This is a genomic window from Trichlorobacter ammonificans (genome assembly GCF_933509905.1).
Taxonomy (GTDB): domain Bacteria; phylum Desulfobacterota; class Desulfuromonadia; order Geobacterales; family Pseudopelobacteraceae; genus Trichlorobacter; species Trichlorobacter ammonificans.
In genome coordinates this window covers 367,315-393,842 of record NZ_OW150024.1, presented here as the reverse complement: position 1 = coordinate 393,842, position 26,528 = coordinate 367,315, and the positions used below count along the sequence as shown (strand labels likewise).

General features: G+C 61.0%; 23 protein-coding genes and 1 pseudogene. 13 read left to right on the top strand and 11 right to left on the bottom strand.

From position 1 onward, the window contains the following. Positions 1–10: 10 nt before the first annotated feature. Positions 11–370, bottom strand: a complete 360-nt coding sequence (locus RAK07_RS01665; RefSeq protein ID WP_305731124.1) for a response regulator — start codon at positions 368–370, stop codon at positions 11–13. 355 nt (positions 371–725) lie between these two features. Here RAK07_RS01665 and RAK07_RS01660 point away from each other — a divergent pair, with 355 nt between their 5' ends. Continuing rightward, positions 726–2,165, top strand: a complete 1,440-nt coding sequence (locus RAK07_RS01660; RefSeq protein WP_305731123.1) for a sigma-54-dependent transcriptional regulator — start codon at positions 726–728, stop codon at positions 2,163–2,165. Here the strand turns inward: RAK07_RS01660 and RAK07_RS01655 are convergent. The 3 genes from RAK07_RS01655 to RAK07_RS01645 are packed head-to-tail and all read right to left on the bottom strand — an operon-like array spanning position 2,162 to position 6,443. After that, positions 2,162–3,766, bottom strand: coding sequence for a sensor histidine kinase (locus RAK07_RS01655; protein WP_305731122.1), 1,605 nt, complete (start codon positions 3,764–3,766; stop codon positions 2,162–2,164). The two genes, RAK07_RS01660 and RAK07_RS01655, sit on opposite strands and share 4 nt — an antisense overlap. Next, a complete protein-coding gene (locus RAK07_RS01650; protein WP_305731121.1) occupies positions 3,763–4,650 on the bottom strand; it encodes an ABC transporter substrate-binding protein in 888 nt (295 codons plus the stop codon). Before RAK07_RS01650 ends, RAK07_RS01655 begins: the two co-directional genes overlap by 4 nt. After that, positions 4,647–6,443 carry a TonB-dependent receptor plug domain-containing protein gene (locus RAK07_RS01645; RefSeq protein WP_305731120.1) on the bottom strand — a complete coding sequence of 599 codons (1,797 nt, stop codon included), beginning with the start codon at positions 6,441–6,443 and terminating at the stop codon, positions 4,647–4,649. The genes RAK07_RS01650 and RAK07_RS01645 overlap by 4 nt, the downstream gene beginning before the upstream one ends. 304 nt (positions 6,444–6,747) lie before the next feature. Between RAK07_RS01645 and gptM (RAK07_RS01640) the strand changes: the two genes are divergently transcribed. After that, complete coding sequence (gptM, locus tag RAK07_RS01640; protein WP_305731119.1) at positions 6,748–8,046, top strand: geopeptide radical SAM maturase; 1,299 nt, start codon at positions 6,748–6,750, stop codon at positions 8,044–8,046. Positions 8,047–8,394: 348 nt separating this feature from the next. On the opposite strand, the gene RAK07_RS01635 is transcribed toward gptM (RAK07_RS01640), so the two are convergent. From RAK07_RS01635 to RAK07_RS01625, 3 genes are read right to left on the bottom strand one after another with little or no spacing between them, the layout of a single operon-like run. Continuing rightward, on the bottom strand, positions 8,395–10,320 hold the full coding sequence (locus tag RAK07_RS01635; protein ID WP_305731118.1) for an ATP-binding protein: 1,926 nt from the start codon (positions 10,318–10,320) through the stop codon (positions 8,395–8,397). Between the two features lie 46 nt (positions 10,321–10,366). Beyond that, positions 10,367–11,218: an ABC transporter substrate-binding protein gene (locus RAK07_RS01630; RefSeq protein WP_305731117.1), complete on the bottom strand. Its 852-nt coding sequence runs from the start codon at positions 11,216–11,218 to the stop codon at positions 10,367–10,369. After that, on the bottom strand, positions 11,218–13,011 hold the full coding sequence (locus RAK07_RS01625) for a TonB-dependent receptor plug domain-containing protein (RefSeq protein ID WP_305731116.1): 1,794 nt from the start codon (positions 13,009–13,011) through the stop codon (positions 11,218–11,220). Before RAK07_RS01625 ends, RAK07_RS01630 begins: the two co-directional genes overlap by 1 nt. A 324-nt stretch (positions 13,012–13,335) precedes the next feature. On the opposite strand from RAK07_RS01625, the gene gptM (RAK07_RS01620) reads away from it, so the two are divergent. The 8 genes from gptM (RAK07_RS01620) to RAK07_RS01585 all read left to right on the top strand — a co-directional run bounded on the left by gptM (RAK07_RS01620) (position 13,336) and on the right by RAK07_RS01585 (position 21,355). Further along, entirely contained in the window at positions 13,336–14,625 is a 1,290-nt protein-coding gene (gene gptM, locus RAK07_RS01620; RefSeq protein ID WP_305731115.1) for a geopeptide radical SAM maturase, read from the top strand. A 114-nt stretch (positions 14,626–14,739) separates the two neighbouring features. After that, positions 14,740–15,960, top strand: coding sequence for a precorrin-6y C5,15-methyltransferase (decarboxylating) subunit CbiE (gene cbiE, locus RAK07_RS01615; protein ID WP_305731114.1), 1,221 nt, complete (start codon positions 14,740–14,742; stop codon positions 15,958–15,960). Beyond that, positions 15,957–16,700 (top strand): precorrin-2 C(20)-methyltransferase, encoded by a 744-nt coding sequence (gene cobI / locus RAK07_RS01610; RefSeq protein WP_305731113.1) that lies wholly within the window; start codon positions 15,957–15,959, stop codon positions 16,698–16,700. The genes cbiE and cobI overlap by 4 nt, the downstream gene beginning before the upstream one ends. Then, complete coding sequence (locus tag RAK07_RS01605; RefSeq protein ID WP_305731112.1) at positions 16,697–17,098, top strand: nucleotidyltransferase substrate binding protein; 402 nt, start codon at positions 16,697–16,699, stop codon at positions 17,096–17,098. Before cobI ends, RAK07_RS01605 begins: the two co-directional genes overlap by 4 nt. Next, positions 17,091–17,387 carry a nucleotidyltransferase family protein gene (locus RAK07_RS01600; RefSeq protein WP_305731111.1) on the top strand — a complete coding sequence of 99 codons (297 nt, stop codon included), beginning with the start codon at positions 17,091–17,093 and terminating at the stop codon, positions 17,385–17,387. Before RAK07_RS01605 ends, RAK07_RS01600 begins: the two co-directional genes overlap by 8 nt. A 110-nt stretch (positions 17,388–17,497) precedes the next feature. Further along, positions 17,498–18,898: a UvrD-helicase domain-containing protein gene (locus tag RAK07_RS01595; RefSeq protein WP_305731110.1), complete on the top strand. Its 1,401-nt coding sequence runs from the start codon at positions 17,498–17,500 to the stop codon at positions 18,896–18,898. Then, a complete protein-coding gene (locus RAK07_RS01590) occupies positions 18,895–19,605 on the top strand; it encodes a DarT ssDNA thymidine ADP-ribosyltransferase family protein (protein ID WP_305731109.1) in 711 nt (236 codons plus the stop codon). Before RAK07_RS01595 ends, RAK07_RS01590 begins: the two co-directional genes overlap by 4 nt. Next, positions 19,595–21,355, top strand: a complete 1,761-nt coding sequence (locus RAK07_RS01585; protein ID WP_305731108.1) for an ADP-ribosylglycohydrolase family protein — start codon at positions 19,595–19,597, stop codon at positions 21,353–21,355. The genes RAK07_RS01590 and RAK07_RS01585 overlap by 11 nt, the downstream gene beginning before the upstream one ends. 83 nt (positions 21,356–21,438) lie before the next feature. On the opposite strand, the gene RAK07_RS01580 is transcribed toward RAK07_RS01585, so the two are convergent. The 4 genes from RAK07_RS01580 to RAK07_RS01565 are packed head-to-tail and all read right to left on the bottom strand — an operon-like array spanning position 21,439 to position 24,384. Further along, complete coding sequence (locus RAK07_RS01580) at positions 21,439–23,094, bottom strand: ribonuclease J (protein ID WP_305731107.1); 1,656 nt, start codon at positions 23,092–23,094, stop codon at positions 21,439–21,441. Then, positions 23,091–23,486, bottom strand: a complete 396-nt coding sequence (locus RAK07_RS01575; protein ID WP_305731106.1) for a hypothetical protein — start codon at positions 23,484–23,486, stop codon at positions 23,091–23,093. The genes RAK07_RS01580 and RAK07_RS01575 overlap by 4 nt, the downstream gene beginning before the upstream one ends. Positions 23,487–23,491: 5 nt before the next feature. Further along, complete coding sequence (locus tag RAK07_RS01570; RefSeq protein WP_305731105.1) at positions 23,492–23,677, bottom strand: hypothetical protein; 186 nt, start codon at positions 23,675–23,677, stop codon at positions 23,492–23,494. Next, positions 23,674–24,384, bottom strand: coding sequence for a lysophospholipid acyltransferase family protein (locus RAK07_RS01565; RefSeq protein ID WP_309550338.1), 711 nt, complete (start codon positions 24,382–24,384; stop codon positions 23,674–23,676). Before RAK07_RS01565 ends, RAK07_RS01570 begins: the two co-directional genes overlap by 4 nt. Before the next feature lie 156 nt (positions 24,385–24,540). Here RAK07_RS01565 and RAK07_RS01560 point away from each other — a divergent pair, with 156 nt between their 5' ends. From RAK07_RS01560 to RAK07_RS14090, 3 genes and pseudogenes are all read left to right on the top strand, one after another. Next, positions 24,541–25,431 (top strand): hypothetical protein, encoded by an 891-nt coding sequence (locus tag RAK07_RS01560; RefSeq protein ID WP_305731104.1) that lies wholly within the window; start codon positions 24,541–24,543, stop codon positions 25,429–25,431. Beyond that, the gene (locus RAK07_RS01555) at positions 25,428–25,835 is read left to right on the top strand and encodes an OsmC family protein (protein WP_305731103.1); all 408 of its coding nucleotides are present in this window, start codon (positions 25,428–25,430) and stop codon (positions 25,833–25,835) included. The genes RAK07_RS01560 and RAK07_RS01555 overlap by 4 nt, the downstream gene beginning before the upstream one ends. Positions 25,836–25,891: 56 nt before the next feature. Further along, positions 25,892–26,314, top strand: a pseudogene (locus RAK07_RS14090) (DNA translocase FtsK 4TM domain-containing protein); the annotation flags it as partial. Between the last annotated feature and the right edge of the window lie 214 nt (positions 26,315–26,528).

The following is a 26,528-nucleotide window of genomic DNA, read 5'->3' as shown; positions in this document are numbered from 1 at the left end:
ATCACCCTCCCTATCCCGCGATGGAGGCCATCAGGTCCTGGTCGGAAAACGGCTTGTGCAGCACCTGGTTGACCGACATGCAACGGGCCACCCGGCTGAGCATGATATGGTCAAGCCGGTCGGTGTCGCCGGTCATGGCGATGATCCGGGGACGCCTGGTCCGGCCGATCAGGTGCCGGATCACCTCGAAACCGTCCGCCTCGGGCATGACGATGTCGGTGATGACCACGTCAAAGTGTTCGCGGGCCAACAGTTTCAGGGCGGCTTTGCCGTTGTCCGCCGTGGTGACCTCGTTGCCGGCCTCTGAAAGCAACGTGCCCAGCTTTTCGGTGACTGTGGTATCGTCATCAATGACCAGAATGGATGCCATGGTTGCTTCTCCTCTGCTCGGGACGAGTGAATTGACACGTATTGCAGTGGTGCGTCCCGGAACACCTTCACCTTACACATTGCGTGCCGAGTGACGAGAGGAGACTTTTTGTTTTGATATCAACACGTTAGAAAAGCCACCCACCAAGATGCTCCAGAAGCTTTTGAAAAACTTCTTTCAATCCACCAGACATACCCCTAAAAAACACAGCAGTTTCAGCTGCTTAAAAATTGTGTAAAGTTTCTTTCAATTTAAAGTTTCTTGCAATGCCCGGCAAAACCGGCAGAGATTCAAATTTGGCACGGCTTCTGCTATCTTTTCGCATCGCCATTTCCAGTAAGGGAGCATGATGACCATGACCGAACCGGACCAGCAGCCCGACAGCCAGTGCGTCCTGTTGATCGACGACGACGCCGATTTCCTCGCCGAAGCGCAGCGCGCCCTCAAATCCCACGCCATATCGTCCGATACCCTGCAGGACGGTTCCCAGGCAGTGCATATCCTGGCGCGGGGAAAACATTCCGTCATTTGTCTCGATTGGGTCATGCCGGGAGTAACCGGTGCCGAACTGTTGTCCGATATCATCCGTCTCTTTCCCTATCTGCCGGTGATCATCCTGACCGGCGTCAGCGACCTGGGCAACGTGGTCACCTGCATCAAGCAAGGGGCCTACGATTACATCACCAAGCCGCTGGACGCCGCCAAACTGGTGTCGGTGGTACAGAAAGCCTTTGTGGCGCGAGAACTGACCAGCCAGAACCGCAAGCTGACCGGTTACCTGCAGGGCCAGCCCCTGGCCAACCCGGAGTTCTTCAGCGATATCATCACCTGCAACGAACGGATGCTGGCGATTTTCAAAATCATCGAGGCATCACGCACCTCCCGGCAGCCGGTGCTGATCACGGGCGAGACCGGCGTGGGCAAGGAGCTGATCGCCAAGGCGATCCACCGGGCCAGCGGACTCAAGGGAGCGCTGGTAACGGTCAACGTGGCGTCACTGGACGACACCATGCTGTCCGACACCCTGTTCGGCCACAAGAAGGGTGCGTATACCGGCGCCACTGAGAACCGGATGGGGCTGATCGAGCAGGCCAAAGGGGGCACCCTCTTCCTGGACGAAATCGGCGATCTGAGCCCCGCCTCCCAGGTACGGCTCCTGCGGCTGCTCCAGCAAAACGAGTATTATCGTCTCGGTTCCGACGTGCTGCACAAAAGCGACGCCCGTATCCTCACCGCTTCCAATGCCCAGTTCGACCGTTTGCTTGCCGCCGGTTCCTTCCGCCAGGACCTGTACTACCGGGTCAGCTCCCTGCACCTGCATATCCCCCCCCTCCGGGAACGGCGGGAGGATATCCTGCCCCTGGTCCGCCACTACCTGGAACAGATCTGCACACACATGAACCGACCTGTTCCCCGGCTTTCCGGTGAAGCCCGCCAGGCCCTGCTCAACTACGATTTTCCGGGTAACGTCCGGGAATTGATCAACCGGGTCAGCATCGCCCTGACCTACTCCCGGAACGATATCCTGATGCTGGAAGACTTCCACGACCTGAAGCCGGGAACAAAGCGGCCCGGTACCTTGCTGCGCCGGGTGGGCAGCCAGCAGTTCATTCTGCATGGCGTGTTCCCCGAGTTTCCGACGCTGGATGAGGTGGAACAGTTTCTGGTGGAGGAGGCGATGGCCGAGTCGAACGGACACCGTGGTATTGCCGCGGAATTGCTGGGGATAAGCAGGCCCACGCTGCAGAAGCGGCTGGCCCGGATAGAAGGTAAACGGTACGGCGAAGAGGATTAGGCGTTCGAACGGCCCAGCGGGGCAGAATCGGCGGTGGCCGGCAGGCGGATGGTGGCAACGGTACCGATGCCGGGAGTGCTTTCCAGGATAAGCCGTCCCTTGTGCTCGGTGACGATGAAGTTTGAGATATAGAGTCCCAGACCGCTCCCACCCTTGTGCAGTTTGGTGGAGAAGAACGGTTCGAAGAGATGCGACATGACGCCCTCGGGAATGCCCCCCCCTTCGTCGGCAACAACGATCAGCACTTCGCCGGCCTGGTCATCGTAGCTGGTGGTGACCGTGACGGTGCCGGTTTCCTCCGTCATGGCCTGCATGGCGTTCAGCAGCAGGTTCACCACCACCTGTTCGATCTGGTGCTGGTTGCCGGTCACCAGCGGCAGGTCGGCGGCAAGACGCAGGTTGATCGCGATCTCGGCCTGTCGGCCATGGGCGCGGATGATGGTCAGCGCCCCTTCCACCGCCCGGTTCACCGCCATCTCGCGACTGAACCGGCTCCGCTCGCCGACATTGTAGGTGCGCAGGTCCTGCACCACCCGTTCCACCCGCTCGGCGTTACGGCAGATGGACTCCACGGCGCTGGAAAACTCCTTTTCTTCTTCGCTGAACGGAAGTCCCCCCACCTGAAAATCGCCCTCTTCCCTGGTCAGGGACTCCAAGAGCGGCCGCATATCGTGCCACGAGCGCTGAATGTGCTGGGCCGCCAGCTTGATGGCACCGTTGGGGGTGTTGATATTGTGAGCCATGCTGGAGATGAGCAGCCCCAGGGAGGTCATCCGGTTAGTCTGGATCAACTTGGCCATCATCATTCGCTTTTCTTCCTGCACTTCCAGCCGCATGGCACTGACCAGCTCGGCCTGCAGCGTCCGGTTCTCCGCCTCCCGTTCCCGTAGCGCAGCAGCCAGGCGGTTCACTGCCTGGGCGGCCCGACCGGCTTCGTCGTCGCTGTCCACGGCGATCTTCAGGGTAAAATCACCTTCCTTCATGGTATCCAGCCCGGAGATCAGGGTGTGGAAGGAGCGGGTGATCCGCTTCAGCACCGGATAGGTGACCGCCAGTACCGCCAGCCAGAACAGCAGCACCACGGCACAGCTCTTCGCCAGTGTCATCCGGATGGCCCGCCGCAGGTCGCTGGTGTCGATCACCACCGTAACGGTGCCGACAGAGGCAGGGGCCACGGCGGGAATCCCGGAAAGGGCACTGTCCGCAGCAGGGCTGCCGCTGGCCGCAATGACCGGCGCCGAGGCAGTGGTCGCCGCATCGGCCTCCAGCGCCGGCCGTACGATGCGGTTGACCAGCACCCGCCCCTCCACATCCCGGATGGTGATCCGGGCCACCTGCGGCAAGGCCAGCAGGTTGTCGGCGGCCCGCTCAAGGGTGGGAACGTCACCGGCAAACAGGGGAAGGCGAACCGTGTCCGCCAGCATGACGGCCAACAGCCGCACCCTTTCATTGGCGCGCTCCCGGTAGTTGCGCACCTCGTTATTGACGGCCACCGCCATCACCCAGAGGGCGATCAGCAGGGTCAACACGGTAAAGGCGATGAATATTCGTGCCTGAAAGCCGGACGTGAACTGTTTCAGGCGCGCAAGGCGGGCCTTCATGGCTGCTCCACACCCCGCAACACCTGCTCCGGCGGTATCCCCAGGCGGCGCAGCACGGTCTGGTTATACTTGATCACTGCTTTGCGCGGCATTGCCGGAGGAAGCTCCGCCACCCCTTCGCCCCGCAGCAGGGCGGCGATCAGTTCTCCTCCCTGGCGACCGGTGTCGTGGCGGTCGACCTCCAGCGCCACCGCTGCACCGGCCGGAAGGTAGGCGGCGGAAAAGACCACCACCGGCACCTGGTGCTGCATGGAAAAGAGGAAATAGGCTTCCACGTTTTCCCGGGCCACCGCCGTACTGTCCGGCAACAACCAGAGCGCATCCACGCTGCCGCGCAGGGAGGCCAGTTGCCCGGAGACCTCACGGGCGGATTCCACTTCCCGTATCACCAGCTCGATCCCGTGGCGCTGGGCCGCTTGCCGGGCCCGTCCGATATAGTGGCTGCTGAACGTCGGGCTGCCGACCATGCCGACCCGCTTGACCCTCAAATGCTGAAACATGGTCAAATAGCGCTCCGGCGATGCCTGGACCTCGACGCCGGTCAGGGCGGGATGGCTGCCGGCAACGGCCCGCAGGCTGGAGGCCAGCAGCCCCACCACCGGCAGCCGGCGCACCGTGCGGGCCAGGGCAAGGGCTTCATCCCCCAGGGCCAGAATGACCAGGGGGCGCTCCTCCCGGACAATCCGCTGCAGATCGACCTCGCTATACTCGGAGAGCACCAGCAGCCGTTCGGAGAAACGCCGCGCCGAGCGGACTCCCCGCAGTACCTGGTCGTAGACCGGCGAGGGGCTGCTCTGCAGTATCAGCACCTCGTACGCCTCAGCCGCAAACGGCGTCAGCAGCAGGCAGCCCACCAGGACTATCCGGAAGAACAGGCGCCTCAAAACCTGAACCTCACCCCGCCTTCGATGCTGCGGCCGGGGTTGCGATAGGCTTCGTCAAGGTACTGGGAGCCGTTGAACAGGTTGCGCAGAGAAAGGAGCAGTTCGGGACGGCCGTTACCGCGGCCAAAGGGAGTGGCGGTCAGGTGCAGATCCCAGATGAGCCCCTGGTAGCGGCCATTATGGTAGTCCGCGGCATTCCACCAGATATGGCGACCGTTCAGCATTCCCTGCAGATAGCGGCGGTCATCGTACTGCAGCCCCAGATGCAGGGTATGGCGGGGCAGGTCCCTGGCGATGGCGCCGGTGGCCGGATTGACCGCATCCACGAAGCTGTACCCCCCCCGCAGGGAGGTAAACAGATAGGGGACGGTACGGAACTCTCCTTCCACCCCCTGCCGCACCTGCCGATCCATGCTCCATCCGCTGCTGTCCCAGTCGTAGACGGAAATGTCGCGGGTTTCGTTACGGAAGAGGGTGGCCTTCAGCCAGAGCCAGGGGATGGCGCTGCTCTCCACCCCCACCTGGCTGGTCCAGACCTTCTCGGCGGGGCGGTCCACGGTGAAGGTGGGCAGGCTGTAGCCGGTGGCGGTGTAGGCCCGCAGCAGGGTGTCCTCGGTCACCTGCCAGGTAACGCCGAAGGAGGGACTGACCTGCTCTCCGGAACTGCCGGTCAGGTCGAGACGGATGCCGGGGGAGAAGGAGAGTTTCCCCACCGTGAGGGTGTCGTTCAGGTAGAGCCCCCAGCGGTCGGCCCGGCGGCGATAGAGGTCGGTCTGGGCCAGGGTATCGTTGCCCGACATCCGTACATGCTCGTATTCCGCCCCCACAGCCAGCAGGTTGGTGGCGGTGCGCCAGAGCAGCCGGGCGCCGACCCCACTGGTGCGCTCGTCGAAATGCAGCGCCTGCAGCGGCTGGGGCGGTTCCATGGTGCCGGTATCGTTGCCATATAAGTTAATATGCTGACGTGCGGTCAGCTCTACTTCCACTTCACTGGTAAGCGGCTTGTTCAGCGCCAGCACCAGCAGCAGGTTGCGATGGTCACTGTTTTCCCGGTAGTTCAGGGGGGCATAGGCAAGATTACCCCGGTCGGCACGGCCGTTGAGCAAGGTAAAGGAAACTTGGCCGTCCCTGGGCAGATCATAGCTCAGCCGGGCAAACAGGCTGTGGGTCTCGGTGCGGGTATTGGGCTGGAACCCGTCCCCCTGCTGGAAGCTGCCGCTCAGGTAGTAACCGAAGGAGTTCAGACCGCCGGTGAGTTCGGCCCCGGTTTCCCGGGTGCCCCGCTCCCCCTGCAGCAGGGAAAGACTTCCCCCCAGAGCCCGTTCCGTGCGGAGGGATTTGGTGATGATGTTGATCACCCCGCCCAGGGCCTGGCCCCAAGCGGAAGAAGCGGCCCCCTTCACGATCTCCACCCGCTCGATGATCCGGGCCGGGACCAAGCCGATATCGGTATAGTTATCGGCCAGGGAGTTGAGGGGCACCCCGTCCAGCATCACCTGCAGATGGTTGAAGTTGGCCCCCTGCACCAGGGTGAAGGCCAAACTGGCAGGGCCGGTCTGGTTGAGCAGCTGCACCCCGGTCACGTTGTTCAGAATATCGGCCAGGGTGCGGGCATGCATCGCCTCGATCTCGGCTGCCGTGACCACCGTGACGTTCTCGGCGGACTGGGAGATCGGCTTGGGCAGGCGGCTGGCGGTGACCGTCTCCTCAGCGTACCCCTCCAGCAGCCCCAGGGTGCTGTCCTGGGCCCATACCGGCGCGTTACTCGTGCAGATACGGATTAGAAGGGTCAAAAATATGTTGAGGCAAATTATTCGGGTATGCATGTTGCTTTCACTGGTCAAGGGATTTGCATTCCGTTAGCATGCTCCGTGCCGATTTGTCCAGAGGGTATGCGAACCATCATTCGTAACGAGAAAGGGGGTGACACCGATGAAGAAGCAACGCCTGTCGGTCCTGGCCGAAGGGACCTGCCCGTTCCTGGGCGGCGTGGACGCTGTTTGCTGCTATGCCGCAGTAATGTCGCTACGCTAGCCGCAGTCCCCTGGGGGGCTCCGGCCCCCCGCACCTAAATTCTCCCGAAAGAAGCTTGTCTCAATGGAACTGTCCCGCTACCTGAAAATTTTTCCTCCTGCCGTCGAAAACGGTCCCCACCTGCTCTACTCCACCCTGCGCGGCGCGCTGCTACACATCCCCGCCGAGCTGCTGGCAGCCCTGCAGGAGGGCAGCCTGGAGCCGGAAGAGCAAGAGCTCCTGGCCCGGCTGGGTATCCTGGTACCCGACGCCCTGGCGGAACGGGAACGGCTCCGCGGCTTTTTCGCTGAAGCGGAACAGAGAAGCGACCGTTTCACCTACGTGGTGACCCTCAACCTGGACTGCAACCTTGCCTGCCCCTACTGCTACGAGGACCATTTCCGGGGCAGGCGCTACATGAGCGACGACACTGCCAGCCTGCTGATCGACGCGGCCACTGGCGGCCCCTTGGCACGGGGACGCAACCTGCGCACGGAGTTCTACGGCGGTGAGCCGCTGCTGTCGTTGCCGCTGCTTTGCCGCATTGCCGCCGCCCTGCAACGGGCCGCTGCAGAGCAGGGACTCTCCTACTCCTTCATGCTGGTGACCAACGGCACCCTGCTGACCCGGCAGGTGGTGGAAGAACTGCTCCCCCTGGGGCTGGCCGGCGCCCGGGTCACCCTGGATGGTCCTCCGGACATCCATAACCGGCAGCGCCCCTTTGTCTCCGGCCAGGGAAGTTTCGAACGTATCCTGGACAACCTTGCGGATGTCTGCGACCTGACCGCCATTCAGCTTAACGGCAACTACACGCGGGAAAACTACCGCCGCTTTCCCGAGCTGCTGGACCTGCTGCCGGCACGGGGGCTTACCCCGGACAAGCTCCGGGCGGTCACCTTCAACCCGGTGACCCCCACGGCAGGAGAAGCAGGGCTGAGCGATTTTTCCCTGGGCTGCGCCTGCATGGCCGAGCCCTGGCTGATCGAGGCCGGACTGTTCCTGCGCGGGGAAATCCTCAAACGGGGCTACCATACGCCGCGTATCCGCTTCAACGCCTGCGTGGTGGAGTTTGAGAGCGACCTGGTAGTCAACTACGACGGCTCCCTCTACCGCTGCCCCGCCTTCATGGGGTGGAATGACCTCTGTATCGGCAGCCTGGCGGAAGGGGTAAAGGACTACCGCGACTCCCACCGACTCGGGCTCTGGCAGAATGACGAGTGCCTGGACTGCCCCTACCTGCCTCTTTGCTTCGGCGGCTGCCGCTTCCTGCGCCGGTTGCGCACCGGGGCCATCGACGGCGTGGATTGCCGCCGCGACTACCTGGATGCCGCCCTGGAGCGGCTGCTGCGACAAGATCTGGAACAACGTGACCGACAGGATTGAAAGGTTTTTTACACAGCGCCTAACAATTTGAATTCAATGCGTTTTTCAAGACCGCACCCCGGAATTGAAAGAAACTTTACACAGTTTTTTTATTGAATAATATCAAGTCTTTGTGCCAAACAGCCCACCAGATTGAAAGAAACTTTACAATATTTCCCCCTCGCAGCGGACAGATGCACGGACACCCCATGTCGCCGGTCGGCGACGGGTCGCTGCGGCGTTGTCGGTAAGCAGGTTGCATGTCGCGGGGGAGAAAAGGGGGCTTCGAAGGGGCGGGAAGTACCGAAGTCGGACTGGGGAGGCGAAGCTGGCCCGAGCCGCGCCAGGGGCGGCCCGGAGTGATATGATTCAGGCGTTGACGGTCCCCAGTACCCGCTTCATTTCGGCATTCAAGGCGGTCCACTCGATCGGCTTGGAAACATACCCGTCAAACCCCGACGCCAGCAGGTGATGCTTCTGCTCAAGCAGCGCATGGGCGGTCAGGGCGATAATCGGTATGTGCCGAGTGCTCTGCGCTTCCTGCTCCCTGATGACCCGTGTTGCCTCTTCACCATCCATGACCGGCATCTGGATATCCATCAGCACAATGTCAAAAGTTGCGGAACCCAGGTGCGCCAGCGCCGCGGCGCCATCGCCGCAGGCCGTGACCGCATGGCCGAAATGCTTGAGCAGGCTGGTCAGCATCGTCTGGTTGGTTATGCTGTCTTCAGCCAGCAGAATACGCAGCGGCGAACCGTCCCAGGTCGGTACGGCGCCGGCGCTGTGCTCCGGCTCCTGCGCCGTTTCCGGCTGCGGCGCAGCCAGAAACGGCAGGGTTACCCGGAAGGTGCTGCCGACCCCCTCCCGGCTCTCCACAGTGAGTGTGCCGTGCATCATCTCCACCAGCCGGCTGCAGATCGACAGCCCCAGCCCGGTACCGCCGAACCTGCGGGTTACCGAATTGTCCGCCTGACTGAACGGCGCAAATATCTTTTCCAGGGCATCCTGCTTGATGCCGATGCCGGTATCACTGATACTGAAGCGCACCTGGACGGCCTCTCCGCTGCGTTCGACCAGTTCGATCCGTACTCCGATCTCCCCCTGTTCCGTGAACTTGATGGCATTGCCCAGCAGATTGTACAGAATCTGCTTGAGGCGCAGCTGGTCACCACAGAGGCTGTCCGGAACCGTGTCATCGATGCTGGTGGTGAGCAGGAGCCCTTTCCGCTGAATCCTGGGTTCCTGGGGCTTCAGCAGGGCCGTGACGCAGCCGCGCAGACTGAAATGGGTTTCCTCAAGCTCCAGCTTCCCGGCCTCGATCTTGGAGATGTCGAGAATATCGTTGAGCAGGGAAATCAGGTTGTTGGCATCGGTCTCGATATGTTCGAGCAGACGCTCCTGTTCACCGCTCAGGCTGGTAAACCGGAGCAGTTGGGCATTACCGATCACGCCGCTCATGGGGGTACGGATTTCATGACTCATATTGGCCAGAAATTCGCTCTTGGCAATGTTTGCCGCCTCGGCCACCGCCTTGGCATTGAGCAGCTCGGCGTTAATGCGGATATTTTCATCGCTGCGCCGCTGTAACTCCTCAGCCAGGCACTTGACGGCCTGCACCGCCCGCCCCGGCTCATCATCGGATTCCGCAGTCATGGTAAAGGCGTAGTTCCCCTGCTGCAGGGCGGCGATTCCCCGCATCAGGGTGGTAAAGGTGCGGGTCGCCCGTTTGAGCACCGGATAACACAGCAAAGAAATAGCTATCCAGAAGAGGGCGGCCATGCCGACGGACATTATGATCAGATCGTGAACGGCAGCGGCGAGATCGGTCGTGCCGCGCTCGACCCTGACGGAGCCCAGCAGCAGCGGGCTTTTGTCGTCGGTAGCGCTGTGCATGGATGATTCAACGGAGCCGATCAAAGGGTTGCTGTATACTTCCAGGGACTGGGTCAACACCGTGGCACCGGCGGGAACAAAGGTGCGGACAGCGGCCAGCAGCCTGCCGTCCGGGGCGAGAATCTCCACCGACCTGATCTCCGGCGCCTGGGCCGCAACCTCCGCCATCCGCTGCAGCATGACGATGTTTTCGGCAAACAGCGGCAGCCTGATCGACTCGGCAAGATACTTGGCCTGCAGCTTCAGGTTCTCGACGGCAACCCGCTTTGACTGATCGATTTCACGCAGGATGAAGAGGGTGCTGAACAGCACGACAATCAGGAGGAACAACATGGAAAAGAGAAAGAAGAGTTTGTATTGGAAGCTGTTCTTCAAGGTCAACCAGCGGCTATGTGCGGGCATGGCGGCTCCCTCAAAGACTAGATGTGGCTGACGCAACTAGGTGCTGCTACGGGGTTTGATAACCGAGGTGCTTCAATACCGTGGGATTGGTCCTGAGCGCAACGTTCTTTGGGAAGCTGATCAGGCTTCTCTCGGCGGCACCGGCAAGAAACGCCTCAACCATCTCCTTTGCCTGCACGCCAAGGGCAAAACGATCCATCTCCAATGCCGCCGCCGCTCCCAATCCCAGGTAACCGGCGGCAAAGGAGACCACCGGCACCATCTGCTGCTGGCTGAAGTGGAAATAGGCTTCAGCGGTTTCCCTGGTGACCGCCGTCAGGTCCGGCAGCATCCAGAGGGCATCCACCTTGCCGGCCAGGGAGGAAAGCTGGGCCAGGGTTTCCCGTGGTGCGGCAACTTCCCGGGTCACCAGCGTGATGCCGGCATCCCTGGCCGCCTGCCGGGCACTCTGCAGATACCAGCCGCTCTGGGCGGGACTGTACACAACGCCCACCCGCTTCACCTGCATGCGCCGGAACAGATCGCAGTAGCTTTCAGGAGCAACAAACATGCCGATACCAGCCAGATTAGGCTGCGAAGATTTCAGACTGTGCACTTTAAGGGACATCAGTGCGATGACCGGAATATGCCGGACTTTGCGGGCAGCGGTCAGGGCCGCGTCGCCAATGGCCACAATGGCGACGGGGCTGTCCTCCCGTACGATCCGCACCACATCCACGTCGGCGTAGTCGGACAGCACCACCAGCCGCTGGGAGATGCTCCGGTCGCTGTTCAAGCCTTTCAGCACCTCGTCATAGGCCGGATTGCGCTGGCTCTGCAGCACCAGCAGATCATAGGCCCGGGCCAGTGTCGGGCAGAGCAGCAGCAGGGCAAGTATGAGCAGGAGGGAGCGCCGCATCAGAACCGCACCCTCATGCCGCCCTCGAACCAGCGTCCCACGCTGGGGAAGACATCCCGGTTGTAGTACTGACTGTTAAACAGGTTCCGGCCGGAGAAGAACAGCTCCAGGGCCGTATGCTCCCGCTGGTAGAGCGTGGCCCCCAGGTGCAGGTCCCAGATCAGGCCGTTCTTGCCGTTATCCTCGGGAGCATTGTTCCAGAAGATATGACGGCCCGTCAGCATGCCCCGGAAGGTGCCGTCATCGTAGGTCAGACTCAGCTTCAGGGTCTGGGTCGGCTTGTCGGCGTGCACCGGCGTGCCGTCACTGGTGCGGTGAGTATCGGTGTAGGTCCAGCCTCCCCCCAGCGAGGTGTGGAACAGCGGCTTGGTCCGTAGTTCAAGTTCGGCTCCCTGGGCCAACTGCTGTTCGACATCATCCCCCCAGGTCATGTTGCGGAAGAGGGTTGCCTTGAGCCAGAGGTAGGGGATGCTGCTGTTCTCCACCCCCACCTGGGTGGTCAGTATCTTGGCCGGCCGGGGATCATACTGGGGGAGGAGTACCGGCATGCCGTAGCCCCGGGCCACATAGGCCCGCAGCAGGGTGCTGTCGCTCACCTGCCAGGTGGCCCCCAGTGAAGCGCTGAACTGGTCCGGCGCGGTGCGGGGACGGTCGAAGCGCAGCCCCGGGGTGAGCGTAAAGCGACCCAGGGAGATGGTATCGTTCAGGAACAATCCCCAGCGGTCGCTCTCGCGCTGGTAGGGGCTGTAGCTGGCACTGTCAACAGAGTTCCCGGTGATCTCCAGATGCCGGTAGTCGCCGCCAGCCACCAGCAAGTGGCCGTCACCGCGCCAGGTCAGGCTGGCGGTGGCCCCGAGGGAGCTGTCCGAGACAAAGGCTTTGGGCAGGTCGGGCGACTGTCCCCACCAAACAGCACCGTCACTGATATTGTAGTAGGAAGCCCACTGCCGTGTGTAAGTGTGATAGCCGCTGACTGCCAGTTCCAGCCGCTCCGTCAGCGGGTAGCGCAGGCCGACCAGGGCATTGATGAGCCGTTTGTCATCCCGCTGGATCAGGTCGTAGGCCGGGGCATACAGGTCTCCCTGGCGGGCGTTGGTGCTGTTGACCTGGGCAAAGAGCTGTCCCTGTTCCGGCAGGTCCCAGGTCAGGCGGCCATGGAAGTTGGTGCTGTTGATACCGGTGAGAGGGACCAAGCCGTCGCTCCCCAGGAAGCCGGCCGAGAGGTAGTAGCCCAGCCGTTTGCTGGTGCCGGAGAGCTCCAGGGAACTATCGCTGGTGGTGCGGCTGCCGATGGCAGCGGCAGCAGTGCCGCTGAACAGACGGTCCCGCTCCGGCGCTTTGGTGATGGCGTTGATCACCCCCCCCAAGGCTGAACCCCAGGCCGTGGAGGCCGGCCCCTTGACGATCTCCACCCGCTCGATGATCCGGGCCGGGATGGCGCTCACGTCCGAAAAATTGGATGAGGGATTGGTCAGGGGAATGCCGTCCAGCAGCAGCAGCACATGCTCAAAGCTGGCGCTCTGGATCTGGGTGTAGGCGATGATGCCGGGGCCGCCGTTATGCTGCAGTTGCAGTCCCGGCACCATATCGAGCAGGTCGGCCAGGGTGTGGGCGTTCAGGGCCTTGATCTCGGCGGCGGTGATGACCGTGACGTTCTCGGCGGTCTGGGAGAGCGGCTTGGGGGAGCGGGTTACACCGCTTGAGCCCGCCTGCCAGGCGCTGAACAGCTCGAGCGTCTCCTCCTCCGGCCCGCCGGCGGCCCAAAGCCAGCCCGGCGTGAGACAGACGGACATGCAGACCGCCGCTAAAGCCGCCCGCAGGCTATGTCGCAGAGAAAATGGTATCATGGGGAGAGGGGCCTTTTTTGCGCTTGCAAAGCTAACAGAACTCGTATGTATTGTCCAGTATCCAACTCTGTGATTTTCAACCAATGAAAGGGGGGAAGGCCATGAGCGAAGAACTGGTTGTGCTGTCTGAAGGCGAAGAGACCGTGCAGGGATGCTGCAAAGGAGCCCAAAGCGCCAAGCTGTAACCGTCGCAACACCGTTTCAAAGCGGGGAGGGCAACCTCCCCGCTCATTCCGTTTCTCCAGCCGCTCACCAATGGAATCTAATTGCATGCACCTTACCCCCTACCTGAAAACCTGGCCCCACCCGGAAAAGCCGGAACGGATCATCCTGCTGGCCACCCGACGCTGCGCCGCGCTGGAGCTGTCTACCGGCCTGTGGCAGCGGCTGGTTTCGGGGGGTGAGCTGAGCGACCGGGAACTGGCAACGTTTACCCGCCTGGGGGTACTGGTGCCGTCCCGCGAAGCGGAGCAGGAGTCCCTGCGGAACACCTTTGCCACCCTCGACGTGGCCAGCCGCCGTTTTGAAGTAACGGCGACCCTGACCCTGGAGTGTAACCTGGCCTGCCCTTACTGTTTTGAAGACCCGTTTCGCGGAAAGCTGGTCATGACCGACGCCACCGCCGACCTGCTGGTTGCCCGGCTCGTGGAGCGGATGGCAAGCGGCCTCGACGTTCTGGTGGATTTCTACGGCGGCGAGGCCCTGGTCCGGCTGGAGCTGCTGCGCCGTATCGCCGGACAGCTGCAGGAGGCAGCGGTCCGAAACGGTGTAACCTTTACTTTCAACCTTTTCTCCAACGGCGTGCTGCTGACCCGCCCCACCGTGGAAACGCTGCTGCCGCTGGGACTGCAGGCGGTACGCACCACCCTGGACGGGCCGCCCGACATCCACAACCGCCAGCGCCCCTTTGTTTCGGGCCGGGGAAGCTTCGACACCATCCTGGCCAACCTGGCGGCGGTACACGACATCGTGCCGCTCAAAATCGGCGGCAATTACTCCCGCGACACTTACCGCCGGTTTCCCGAACTGCTGGACCATCTGCTGATAGCAGGCGTTAACCCGGCAAAACTGCGGGATGTCTCGTTTGCAGCAATCATGCCCAAGGCCGACGGCACCGGGCTGGGAGATCACGGCATGACCTGCGCCTGCACGGCAGAACCGTGGGCCACTGAAGCCCATCTGTTCCTGCGGGGCGAGATCATCCGGCGCGGCTTTCCCACGGACCGGCTGGGGCCTGGCGCCTGCATGATCGAGTTTGAGAAGGACTGGGTGGTGAACTACAACGGCGACATCTACAAATGCCCGGTGTTCATGGGAGATGAGTCCCTGCGGATCGGCACGCTGGCCGACGGAACGACTGATTATCGGCAGTCACACAACCTGGACCTGTGGAAAAACGACGAATGCCTGGCGTGCGCCTACCTGCCGCTCTGCTTCGGCGGCTGCCGCTTTTTCAGCAAGCTGAAAACCGGCGGCTTTGACGCCGTTGACTGCCGCCGCCCGATGCTGGACGCATCCCTGGAGCAGTTGGTACTGCAGGATTTGCGGCTTCGTCCGTAAACGCTCCTTCCTTCCTCCCGTCCTCCATCAGCTCCTGATTCCATTTGCCGCCCGCCGGAAGTTGCACTATACTTTCCCGCCTGAGCCAGTGCGCGGACGAAGCGGGGGACTATCATGTCACAACAGAAGATTTATCTGGTGGGTGCCGGCATCGAAGGGATGGAAGGGTTCGGCGCTGCGGCGCGGGAGGTGATCGCCAGGGCGGAGCTGCTGATCGGCCGGCAGCGGCACCTGGACCGCTTTCCGGAATTTACCGGCGAGAAGGTGCTGCTGGGGGAGCTGCCAGCCCTGCTGACCCTGCTGCAGACCACCGGCAAGCGGGCGGTGGTGCTGGCTTCCGGCGATCCCAACTTCTTCGGCGTGGGCCGGTTTCTGCTGCGCAACCTCCCCAAGGAACGGATCGAGATCTTCGCCAACGTCACCAGCATGCAGTACGCCTTTGCCCGGATCAAGGAGCCCTGGGACGACGCCATTTTCCTTTCCGTGCACGGCCGCGGCATGGCCAGCACCATTGACCGGATCACCGCCGCCGAGAAGGCCTGCGTCCTGACCGACCGGGTCAACAGCCCGGCGGCCATTGCCCGTGAGCTGCTGGATCGCGGGGCCGACGGCTATGAAGCCTGGGTCTGCGAGGATCTGGGGCTGCCCACGGAAAAGTTCACCCGCACCGATGTGCGGGGGCTCTTGCCCCTGCAGCATTCCGACCTGAACCTGCTGATCCTGATCCGCACCTGGGAACCGCAGTTGGCCCACTACCCCCTGATCGGCATCGAGGACGAGCAGTTCGCCACTATCAAGAAGCTGATCACCAAGCAGGAGGTGCGGGCGGTTACCCTGGCCAAGCTGCAGTTGCAGAACGATCTGGTGCTGTGGGACATCGGTGCCGGGTCCGGCTCGGTCTCCATCGAGGCTTCCAACCTGATCCCCGGCGGCAAGCTGTACGCCGTTGAGAAGAACCAGCAGTGCGTGGCCTACTTGCGGGACAACCTCAAGAAATTCTGCGCTCACAACGTGAAGCTGGTGGTGGCCGACGCGCCGGAAGGGCTGGAGGAGCTGCCGGACCCGGACCGGGTCTTCATCGGCGGCGCCGGCGGCAACCTGGAGGAGATCATCGCCGAGGTGATCCGCCGCCTGAAGCCCGGGGGGATCATCGTGATCAATGCCGTGACCCTGGATACCCTGGGCAAGTCGGTGGAGCTGCTGGAGTACCACGGGTGCCAGGTGGAGGTGGCCTGCATCAACGTCTCCCGCACCCGCCCCCTGACCGAGTACAAGCTGTTCGAGGCCCAGAACCCGATCTACATCATCTCCGCCTGGAAGCAGGCAGGCCCATGAGCATGCTCTCACTGGTGGGTGTGGGGCCCGGCGATCCGGAACTGCTGACCCGCAAGGCGGAACGGGTCCTGCGCGAGGCCGAGGTCATTGCCGCGCCGGTCACCGCGCCCGGCGAACAGAGCCAGGCCCTGGGCATCATCCGTGATCTGCTGGATCATCATCGCCAGCAGATGCTGCCGCTGCTCTTTCCGATGCGTGCCGACCGGGCGGCGCTGGCGCCCCACTGGCGGGAAGCCTGCCGCCTGGTGGCGGAGCGGGTGCGGGCGGGCAAGCGGGTGGCCTTCGTCGCCCTGGGAGACCCGCTGTTCTACGCGACATCGCTCTATCTGCTGGAGGGGATGCGGCGGGAGTATCCGGAGGTACCGCTTGAGGTGATTCCCGGCGTGTCGTCGCTCTTTGCCGCGGCGGCGGCGGGAACGTTTCCGCTGGCGGAGGGGGCCCAGCAGTTACTGGTACTGCCGGCCACTGCCGGGGAGACGGCGATTGGCGCGGCCCTGGAACGGAGCGACACCTTGGTGCTCCTGAAGGTGAAGCCGGCCTTCGACGCGGTGATGAAACTGGTGGAAGGGAGGGATGACCTGGCGCTGCTCTTTGCCGAACGGGTCGGCATGCCGGGGCAGGTAATCCTCACCGACCGGGCCGCTATCGCGGCCCACAGCCCGGATTACCTGTCGCTGCTGGTGATCCGCAGAACCGGTTCGGCTGCTTCAAAGGATTCAAGACGGGAGAGAGGCACATGACACTGGACTTCAGCTCCTACGAGAAGGCCCTGACTTCATTGAACAAGGTGCTTGAACGCAGCCGTACCGTTCCCGGTGACGACGATATTCGTGATGCCTGCATTCAGCGCTTTGAGTACACCTACGAGCTGGCCTTCAAGATGCTCAAACGGCAACTGGAACAGGAACTCCCCTCCCGTGAGGAGCTGGATCACCTGCCGTTCAAGGAGATCATCCGTATCGGCGCTGAACGCGGCCTGATTGCCGTGCCCGAGCGTTGGTTCGACTACCGCGACAAACGCAACATTACCTCTCACACCTACGACGAAGAGAAGGCGCGTGAAGTTTACGCTATACTGGCTGATTTTGCCGTTGATGCCGCCGATCTTCTGACCCGCTTGAAAACCCGCCATGCTTGACCTGACCCCGGAGCAGCTGGCCGAAGTCTGCCGGATTCTCCAGCTTCACGTCCCCGGACGCACGGTTCGCGCCTTCGGCTCCCGCGTTACCGCTACCGCCAAACCGTTTTCCGACCTTGATCTTGCCGTCATGGGTGACACACCGCTGGATTTCCGGCAACTGGTAGCTCTGAAGGACGCCTTTGCCGAGTCCGACCTCCCCTTCCGGGTGGATGTGGTGGATTGGGCCGTAACCGGCGAGACGTTTCGGGGGATTATTGAGGCTGGGTATGAGGTTGTAGAGGAGTAAACCATGAAAAGAGACCAACTTCGATTTGAATCTTAAACAGCACGAAGCTGATCCGAGGGTGGCCACACCCCTGAAAATGGCACATAAAACCGATAGTTAAGGACGCAGCAATGAGGGGAAATCTGCCAAAGCCTATCAAGAAGCAGCGCGAGGTGCTGTACATGCCTTCTGCAGGGCACACTGCCGTGTTCGGAACGGCTGGAAGCGGTAAAACGACACTCGCCCTCTATCGGGCTGCCTATCTGTCCGAGCCGTCGATGCCACATGCTGGAAGGACGCTGCTCCTGACATTTAACAAAACGCTTGTCACCTACCTTAAGTATCTTAAGCCCTTTGAGCTTCAGAATGTCCAAGTTGAAACCTACCATACATTCGCACGAGGTTATCTCAACAACCGTGGCAAAATGAGTAGGAATTGCATTTGCGATCCTGACTATAGAAACGCGTTCATTTCCCAAGCAGTCAAAGCAGTCGAATCCGCCTACGAACCGTCAAAATTCTTTAAGAGGCCCTTCGAATTCTTCTCGGACGAAATCCAGTGGATTTTCAGCCATGGGATCACTTCCCAAGAAGAATATGTGGAGGTGGAGCGCGTTGGGCGCATCGGCACAAATCTTTCCCGCAAACTTAGGCCAGTCATGTACGAGATCCTCAACAAGTATCTCGAGATTAGAACTGCCGCCGGAAAATTGTATGACTGGGATGACATCGCTATTGCTGCGCGAAAAGAGTTCGAGGAGGATTCCTCGGCCCGTTTTTATAAGCACATAATCGTTGATGAAGGGCAAGACTTCTCCCCAGAGATGATTCGCTCACTGGCGGCAGCAATCCCCGAGGATGGTTCACTTTCGTTTTTCGGGGATGTTGCCCAGCAAATCTATGGGCAACGGATGAGCTGGCGCTCTGCAGGACTAAAAATCCCGCAACAGTGGTTCTTCAAAGAAAACTATCGAAATACAAAGCAGATCGCCCAGTTGGGTTTGGCCATTTCTAGGATGCCCTTTTTTCAGGATATTCCTGATTTGGTTGAACCCACATCACCAAGGGCCGACGGTGCCTTGCCTGCCTTGGTCGGCTGCACTGACAAGGATCAGCAAGTTGAAATCGCACTACGGGCAGCAAGAAGCGCTGGGAAAACCCAGAGTGTTGCCATCCTCGTAAAAGACAGAGCCCAGGAGAGGATCTTCAGCTCCGCCCTGGGAGCAAACGCTACACGATTGCACCGCGACCTTCAGGTATGGAATGACGGCCCCGGCATTTACCATGGCACTTATCATGCGGCTAAGGGGCTTGAATTTGATGTTGTGATACTTCCCTTCTTGGATGCGGACAATCTACCCGATCCCGACTACATGACCTCTCACGGAGAAGAGGATGGTCTTACGCATGATGGCAGGCTTCTTTATGTAGCGGTAACGAGAGCAAAAACAAGCTTGATCCTGCTATACACCGGAGAGCTTACACCGCTGCTACCCGTTGACGAATCGCTCTACCAGAGGGTCAAGCCATGAACTTGATTCAACAGGAGTGTGTCAACCGTGGGATCACTCGGATCTGCCATTTTACGCAGTCGAGAAACCTTGCTCATATTTTTGATGATCCTCTCGGGCTTTGTTCGAAGCGGACGCTTCAGGAGTATGATATGCCGCATAATCCGACCGACCCAGACCGATATGACGGGCGGGATGATCTGATTTGCTGTTCTATCGAATATCCGAACACCTACTACTTCGCGAAAGTCCGGGAACAAGATCACTTGTTCAAGGACTGGGTAGTGTTGATGATCGATCCCAGCTACCTGTGGCACCCTGAGACTTGCTTTTGCCCGTGCAATGCTGCCCGGTCTCGAGGTTCTTATATCCAAACAGGGATAAACGGTTTTCGATCACTTTACGCGGATACATCCCCTGGGATTACGTTTTCCCGTCTTGCCAGACATATTCCCGCTGCACCAACCGATATTCAGGCGGAAGTTCTCCTTAAAGACCCGATTCCACTTGATTCAATAACTGGAATTGCTGTTCAAACAGCAGAACAGGCTCAACGGGAGATATGCCGATTGGAACTTCAGGGAATCACAATGGATAAACCGATGTACATCGTTCTGGACTTTTTTCAACGATCAACCTTACAGAATACATTCGGTACAGGCTTGATTCAGCGTGGAGTCAGAGCAACGGAAACTCTATACGAGAACGGGGGTCTTCATGACCGATAACAACACAATAAGGCTAAAAACAAGCAAAGGCGCAGGAGCCATGCTTGGGGCTGCTTTTGGTGACGCACTGGGTTGGCCCAATGAGCGAATTGCCAAATCAAACGCCTCACAACAAACCCAAGGCCGTCTGCATGATTTTAAGAGATGGACTCGACGCTCCGGCGGCCGCTTTTTTCCTCATGAAGAGATCATTGAGGAAGGCGAGTACAGCGACGACACCCAACTCATACTGTGTCTCAGTCGGTCTTTGCAGAAAGGTGAAAGGTGGTGGGAACACTTCACACAGGTGGAGTTACCCTTTTGGTCCGTTTATGAACGTGGTGGTGGCGGAGCAACTAAAAGAGCTGTGGAGTCATGGCTGGACGGTGTCATGCCATGGAACTCTAAGCGGAAGCCGCAGGATGTGAAGCGATATTACGACGCGGGCGGAAACGGTGTCGCGATGCGCTCTCTCCCTCACGTCTTGCTTCTGGGCGAAAAGGAATTCCCCAAAATAGCCACCAACATTTTCCTTGATGGTATAGCGACACATGGACACCCCCGGGCGCTGTTAGGTGCTTTGGCTTACGGTTTCGCGCTTTGGGTGGCTTTTCGAAAGGATTCGAAACTGGCTTATGGTGAATTGGTGGAAGAATTGATCAAGAACGTCGATCTCTGGTCTGCCCTTCCTGCCACACCAAGCATCCCGCCAGAATGGCGGAGCCAAGCGGAAAAAAGCCTTCAGGACTATATGAAACTTTGGGAGTCGGCCAAAGCTGAGGTCATGGAATATCTTGAAGTTTGCCGAGCTGAACTCTCGAAAGGGGCTTTGAGTCTCGATGACGATGTACTGAAAAAACTCCAATGCTTCAACAGTAAGATAAGCGGAGCCGGAACCGTTGCCGCGATAGCCTCAGTGTACCTGGCATCCCGCCACGCTGCCGATCCAATTAATGGCGTGGTAAAAGCCGCATTCGCCATTGGTTCAGACACCGATACAATCGCCTCAATGACGGGTGGTCTGCTCGGCTGCATTAATGGCTCCGACTGGCTATCTCCTGTGAAGCAAGGCATTCAAGACGCTGCCTACATCGAGAAAAATGCATTTCGATTAGCAAACGGACATATTGATGACAAGCCTACTCATGAGGTTGTTAAAAGATCTTTGCTCAAGAATTGGGTTGATGACGTTGTAATTGCTCCTGATTCGAGCGAGGTCAGTCTCCCTGATCGAAGAAAGGCCAAGGTAAATCGGGGGCGTGATTACATCGGACGCAGCGGGAAGTTCAAAGTCGAATTCCGACGTTTGACCACCGACGACGGCCAAATCATCTACCTGAACAAGATTTCAAAGGGTGATTTTGAGGCAATAGCCGATAGCCCGAAGCAAACCAGCTTACCTCACCAGCAGCCTTCTAAAAGTCGTGGATGCGGTTCAAAGATACCTGTGGCCTCATTCGAAAAAGCCATTTGGTTCTATCGTGACTGCCTCGGCTTAACTGTGAAGAAACAGAGCACGGATGTAGTTGTTTTCGACCAAGGGCTCGTTTTGGTTCCCTTGAGCTACACGAACAATGTCCCTCAAGGGATGCAACTGCGAGCGATGCTCTACATTCAGGCAACGAACATTGCTGAGCGCTTTCGGTGGGTTAAAGAAAGCGATTTACAGGTAGTTACGGTGCTGTCTCCGTGGGGAAAATCCGGGATGCTTTTTTTTAGAAGTCTTGACCCGGATGGAAATGTCGTCGAGGTCTTTTCGACAGATGGCTAGACAATAAAAATGACAGGGAGTTGTGCCTGTTCCCTAAAACTAGCTGTGAGAGAGTGCGTGACTCGTTAGCAAATTTCTTAAACCTACATCTCCAGAATAAACGGCAGCACCATGGGCCGCCGTTCGATGCTCTTCTTGAAAAAGCGCTTCAGGGTCTGGCGCACCACCTGCCGCACCTCGTCCCGGTCAGCCAGGGTTTCGACATTCAGTTCATCCAGTGCTTCTTTCACCACACACTTGGCCTGATGCAGGTATTCCTGGCTCTCGTCCTCGAAGACAAAGCCCCGTGAGACGATCTCCGGTCCGTAGATCAGCTCGCCACTGTGCTGGTTGATCCCCAGGATCACCGTGACCATGCCGTCCTCGGCCAAGTGGCGGCGGTCCTTCAGCACCACCTCGCCCACATCCCCCACCCCTTTGCCGTCCACGAAGACCCGGCCGGTTTCCACGGTTTCCTCGATGCAGGCGGTGTCGTTGTAGAAGCTGACCACTTCGCCGTTCACCGCCAACAGGCAGCGTTCTTCCGGAATGCCGACCTTCATGGCCAGTCTGCGGTGCAATACCAGGTGGCGGTATTCGCCGTGCACCGGCAGGAAGAAGCGGGGCCGCACGATGTTCATCATCAGCTTCAGCTCCTCCTGGCTGGCGTGGCCGGAGACATGGACCTCGGAGACCTTTTCGTGGTGGACGTCGGCGCCGCGGCGGTAGAGGTGGTTGATCAGCTCGGAAATGGTCCGCTCGTTGCCGGGGATGTTGCGGGAGGAGAGGATGACCGTGTCCCCCCGCTCCAGCTTGATCTGCTTGTGGTCGTCCATGGCGATCCGCACCAGGGCCGACATCGGCTCCCCCTGGCTGCCGGTGGAGATGATGCAGACCTGTTCCGGCGGCAGGTGGCCCAGGGCGCGGATATCCATGAGCAGGTCGTCGGGGATGCTGAGATAGCCCAGCTCGCGGGCGATCTTGACGTTGGCCACCATGGAGCGGCCGTTCAACAGCACCTTGCGGCCGCTGGCCGCGGCAACATCGGCCACCTGCTGCACCCGGTGGATGTTGCTGGAAAAGGCGGCCACGATGATCCGTCCCGTGCACTTGGGAAAGAGATCGGCCAGGGCATCCCCCACGTACCGCTCCGACAGGGTGTACCCTTCCCGTTCCACGTTGGTGGAGTCGGACAAAAGCGCCAGCACCCCTTCGTCGCCGTAGCGGGCAAAGGTGGCCAGGTCGGTGGGCTCGCCGTCCACCGGGGTCTGGTCCAGCTTGAAGTCGCCGGTGTGGATCACCGTTCCTTCCGGGGTGCGGATCGCCAGGGCGCAGCCGTCCACCACCGAGTGGGCCACCCGGATGAATTCGGCCCGGAAGCAGCCCAGCTCCACTACATCCCGCGGCTTCACCGGTACCAGGTCGGCATCCACCTTGTACTCCTGCAGTTTGCCGGACAGGATGCCCAGGGTCAGGGCCGTGCCGTAGACCGGCACCGGGAATTCGCGCAGGAAGAAGGGAAGGGCGCCGATATGGTCCTCGTGGCCGTGGGTCAGCAGAATGCCCCGCAGCTTGTGGCTGCGCTCCCGCAGGTAGCCGAAATCGGGGATGACGTAATCGACCCCCGGCATGTCGGCGTCGGGAAACATCAGCCCCACGTCCACCAGCAGCAGGTCGTCGCCGCACTCGTAGGCCATGCAGTTGAGGCCGATCTCTCCCAGCCCTCCCAGGGCAACGATCCGAAGCGGGGCAGTACTCATGGCGACGCTCCTTTGCGCAGCGGCGCGAGCGCCGCGATCTTTGTATCGCACCGTTCTATCCAGCGCTGCCCCGGCTGGTGCAGCCAGCACACGCCGTACCAGGCGCTGCGCAGCGACCGGTAGGCGATCAGGGCCCGCTCGACATCGCTGCGCCGTTCGGCCACCAGCCCCAGGGCCCAGATCCGCTCCGACGCCTGTTCCATCGCGTCGGAGAAGGGAAGGTACATCCGGATCGCCGATTCATAGCCGGTAAGCGCCATCATGAAGTCGCCGGCACGGCTCCCCTGCTCGCCGGCCGCGAACTGGGCCTGTTGCCGGCGGTGGACCGTGGCGGTCACGAGCAGCGCTGCCAGGAGCAGCGCCAGCAGGACGGTAGTTGCGGTACGCACCATGGCGGTCACTCCAGGAAAAACCGCGGCAGCACGGTGAGCAGTATGCCGAGCAGGGCGGCAGCGGTCCCCAGCAGTACCGCCAGGGCCGGCAGCAGGTTGCGGGGGGAGGGCCAGCGGTGGGCCGTCGGCAGCCCCCAGCCGACCAGGGCGATGCCGGCCAGGCAGAGCAGGGCGTAGAGCAGCCTGATCATCCGATCTCCTTCGCTATGGCATCATGGACCCGCGCCATCAGGAACTCCTCCGCTTCACTCCGTCGCATCCCCTGCGGCACCGCAATCGGCTTGCCGATCCTGATCTCCACCTGCCGGAACGGGTACAGCTTGCATGTCCCGCCGGGGTTGACCCCGAAACTGCCCACAAGGGTCACCGGCACCACCGGCACCCCGGCCCGTGCCGCCAGCATGAAGCCCCCCCGCTTGAAGGGGAGCAGCCTGCCGTCACGGGTGCGGGTCCCCTCCGGAAAGATGATCACGCTGGCGCCGTTCCGGATCTGCTGCGCCGCCTCGTCGATACTTTTCAGTGCCTTGCGTCCGTGCCCCCGGTCCAGGGGGATGTAGCCTCCCCGCCGCATGGAAGGGCCGAAGACCGGAATACGGAACAGTTCCTCCTTGGCGATCCAGGACAGGCGGCGCGGAAAATGCCCCTGCAGGGCCAGGATATCGAAATTGCTCTGGTGGTTGCTCATCACGATCACCGGCCCCGCCGGCAGCCGCTCCGTACCGTTCACCGCGACTCTGATGCCGGCAAGCGCCAGCCCCATCCTGCCCCAGAACCGGGCAAAGGCCCCGTACCGCCGAGGGTCGGGAAGGCTGCAGACCAGGGCGGTTCCGGCCACCAGGAAGGTCAGGGGAAAGAACAGGGACATGTACAACAGGCCGCGCAGGAAGGCCATCGTCATTCAGCTCTCCGAAAAAATATCCCGCGATACTAGCGGGTATGGCCACGCCGGTCAAGGGATCGACGTGCAGGAACGGGGATAGGTCTGGAAAATACCCCCGTCATCTGCTATAGCTATGCGATGCTGTGCAGACCATACGTGAACCAAGGAGGCCCAATGAAACGGATCTCGCTCATACTCTGCCTGATGCTGCTTCCCTTTGCAGCCGGCTGCGCCCAGAACCATTTCAACCTGCCGAAGGAAGAAATGGTGGAACGGGTCAAGGTGCTGGGAGTGGCGCCGATCATCGTCGATGCCGACTCCGATATCCGCTTCCCCCAGAAAGAGGAGCTGCTCACCCTGCTTGCCGCCAACAACCGCGTTCATGAGCGGCACTTGGTGCGCCTGCTCAAGAACACCGACAGCTTCTACGCGGTCACCATGATCGACGACGATCCCAAGGCACTGTTTGCCAACCTGCTGCAGCGCCGGGAGCGGCGTGACGACGCCGCCATCCAGTACAACAAGTACTTCTGGAAGGAAGAGGCGCTGCAGGCCTACCTGCGCAAGAACAGCCTGGACGCCCTGCTGCTGGTGGTGATCAGCGGCATCACCCGGCCGGAGAAAATCTACGCCGCCACCATGCTGGACTCGCTGGAAAGCTCCTACAACTACCTGATCATGACTGCCCAGATCGTGGACTCCCGCGGGGTCATCCTCTGGGAGTACCCGAATTTCCGTCGCAAGGTACTGTCCTTTAATCCGCTGCTCAACCTGCAGTATCCCGATTTCGAGGAGGCCAAGGCCAACCTGAGCGGCACGATCCAGGTCAAGTTCAAGACCATGGACGGCGTCAGGCGAGCCCTGGACAAGCGGCGTGTCGATCTGCTGCGGCGCGAGACCGGCGATGCCGATCTCTATCTGAGCCAGTTTGAGGAGATGGTCTCCCTGATCAGCCTGGACCGGACCACCCGGCCGGCGGCACCCCCTGCCCCCGCACCGGCCGTGGCCCCACCGCCGGCCCAACCGGGCGCACCGGCGGCACCGCTGAAGGAGCCGGGCAGATGAATATCGCCATCTCCCTGACCGGCGGGAAAAAGGTGGCGGCCACCTTCCCCGACGGCCTGCAGCTGGTGACCGATCAGCCGGTGGAGCAGGGCGGGGAGGGGAGCGCCCCTTCCCCCTTCGCCTGCTTCCTCGGCGCCATCGGTACCTGCGCCGGCTTTTACGTGCTGGAATTCTGCACGGCACGCAACATCCCCACCGCGGGGATTTCCCTCGACCAGACGGTGGAGTTCGAGCAGGACGATCAAGGAAAACGGCGCCCGTCCCGGGTGACCATCACCGTCAACCTGCCCCCCTCCTTTCCGGAGAAATACCGCGATGCCGTGGTACGTGCGGCCAATCTCTGCACCGTCAAGAAGGCACTGCTCACCCCCCCTGAATTCAGCCTCGACTTCAGGGTAGCGTAAACAGGTACACCGTGGACGACGCCCGCAAGGAAAAACTGGTCAAAGAGCTGCAGGGGATGGCCATCGGCGCCGTGGGGATCTTCCTCCTCATGGCACTGTTCACCTTCAGCAGCGCCGATCAATCCCTGAACAGCTGGTCCACCGCCAGCGGCGTGCAGAACCTGGGGGGACGGCTGGGCGCCCAGGTGGCCGACCTGCTGCTGATGCTGTTCGGGCTGGCCTCCTACCTGCTGCCCGGCGTGCTGCTGCTGATCGCCTACAATCTGCTCCGCTTCAAGGAACCGCGGCTGCGCCTCTACAAGTCGGTGGCCTTCGGCGGCCTGCTGGTGTCGCTGGCGGCACTGTTCGCCTTCAACCTGGAAGTGACCACCCTGCTGGGACAGCAGGTTCCCACCGGCGGCGCCATCGGCGCCCTGCTGGTCCGCCTGCTGAAAACCACTGTCGGCACCGTGGGGGCACTGCTGGTGCTGCTGCCGCTGTTGGCTGCCTCCGTCATGGTACTGTCCGGCTTCTCCTTTGTGCTGTTCGCCTCCTGGTGGCTGGAAAACCTGCGGCACAAGTGGGCGGCACGCCAGGAGCGCCAGGCGTTCAAGCGCGAGGAGCAGCAGAAGGAAAAGGCCCGCACCGAGGGACGCCCCCTGCCGGCCAGCGGCCCGGTGATCAAACCGGCCGCCCCCCCCCACCGCCCCCCGT

Excerpts from the sequence above, each read along its gene's own strand:
- RAK07_RS01665 (WP_305731124.1), bottom strand. The coding sequence starts at position 370 with ATGGCATCCATTCTGGTCATTGATGACGATACCACAGTCACCGAAAAG.
- RAK07_RS01660 (WP_305731123.1), top strand. The coding sequence starts at position 726 with ATGACCGAACCGGACCAGCAGCCCGACAGCCAGTGCGTCCTGTTGATC.
- RAK07_RS01655 (WP_305731122.1), bottom strand. The coding sequence starts at position 3,766 with ATGAAGGCCCGCCTTGCGCGCCTGAAACAGTTCACGTCCGGCTTTCAG.
- gptM (WP_305731119.1), top strand. The coding sequence starts at position 6,748 with ATGGAACTGTCCCGCTACCTGAAAATTTTTCCTCCTGCCGTCGAAAAC.
- RAK07_RS01635 (WP_305731118.1), bottom strand. The coding sequence starts at position 10,320 with ATGCCCGCACATAGCCGCTGGTTGACCTTGAAGAACAGCTTCCAATAC.
- RAK07_RS01630 (WP_305731117.1), bottom strand. The coding sequence starts at position 11,218 with ATGCGGCGCTCCCTCCTGCTCATACTTGCCCTGCTGCTGCTCTGCCCG.
- RAK07_RS01625 (WP_305731116.1), bottom strand. The coding sequence starts at position 13,011 with ATGTCCGTCTGTCTCACGCCGGGCTGGCTTTGGGCCGCCGGCGGGCCG.
- gptM (WP_305731115.1), top strand. The coding sequence starts at position 13,336 with ATGCACCTTACCCCCTACCTGAAAACCTGGCCCCACCCGGAAAAGCCG.
- cbiE (WP_305731114.1), top strand. The coding sequence starts at position 14,740 with ATGTCACAACAGAAGATTTATCTGGTGGGTGCCGGCATCGAAGGGATG.
- cobI (WP_305731113.1), top strand. The coding sequence starts at position 15,957 with ATGAGCATGCTCTCACTGGTGGGTGTGGGGCCCGGCGATCCGGAACTG.
- RAK07_RS01605 (WP_305731112.1), top strand. The coding sequence starts at position 16,697 with ATGACACTGGACTTCAGCTCCTACGAGAAGGCCCTGACTTCATTGAAC.
- RAK07_RS01600 (WP_305731111.1), top strand. The coding sequence starts at position 17,091 with ATGCTTGACCTGACCCCGGAGCAGCTGGCCGAAGTCTGCCGGATTCTC.
- RAK07_RS01595 (WP_305731110.1), top strand. The coding sequence starts at position 17,498 with ATGAGGGGAAATCTGCCAAAGCCTATCAAGAAGCAGCGCGAGGTGCTG.
- RAK07_RS01590 (WP_305731109.1), top strand. The coding sequence starts at position 18,895 with ATGAACTTGATTCAACAGGAGTGTGTCAACCGTGGGATCACTCGGATC.
- RAK07_RS01585 (WP_305731108.1), top strand. The coding sequence starts at position 19,595 with ATGACCGATAACAACACAATAAGGCTAAAAACAAGCAAAGGCGCAGGA.
- RAK07_RS01580 (WP_305731107.1), bottom strand. The coding sequence starts at position 23,094 with ATGAGTACTGCCCCGCTTCGGATCGTTGCCCTGGGAGGGCTGGGAGAG.
- RAK07_RS01575 (WP_305731106.1), bottom strand. The coding sequence starts at position 23,486 with ATGGTGCGTACCGCAACTACCGTCCTGCTGGCGCTGCTCCTGGCAGCG.
- RAK07_RS01570 (WP_305731105.1), bottom strand. The coding sequence starts at position 23,677 with ATGATCAGGCTGCTCTACGCCCTGCTCTGCCTGGCCGGCATCGCCCTG.
- RAK07_RS01565 (WP_309550338.1), bottom strand. The coding sequence starts at position 24,384 with ATGACGATGGCCTTCCTGCGCGGCCTGTTGTACATGTCCCTGTTCTTT.
- RAK07_RS01560 (WP_305731104.1), top strand. The coding sequence starts at position 24,541 with ATGAAACGGATCTCGCTCATACTCTGCCTGATGCTGCTTCCCTTTGCA.
- RAK07_RS01555 (WP_305731103.1), top strand. The coding sequence starts at position 25,428 with ATGAATATCGCCATCTCCCTGACCGGCGGGAAAAAGGTGGCGGCCACC.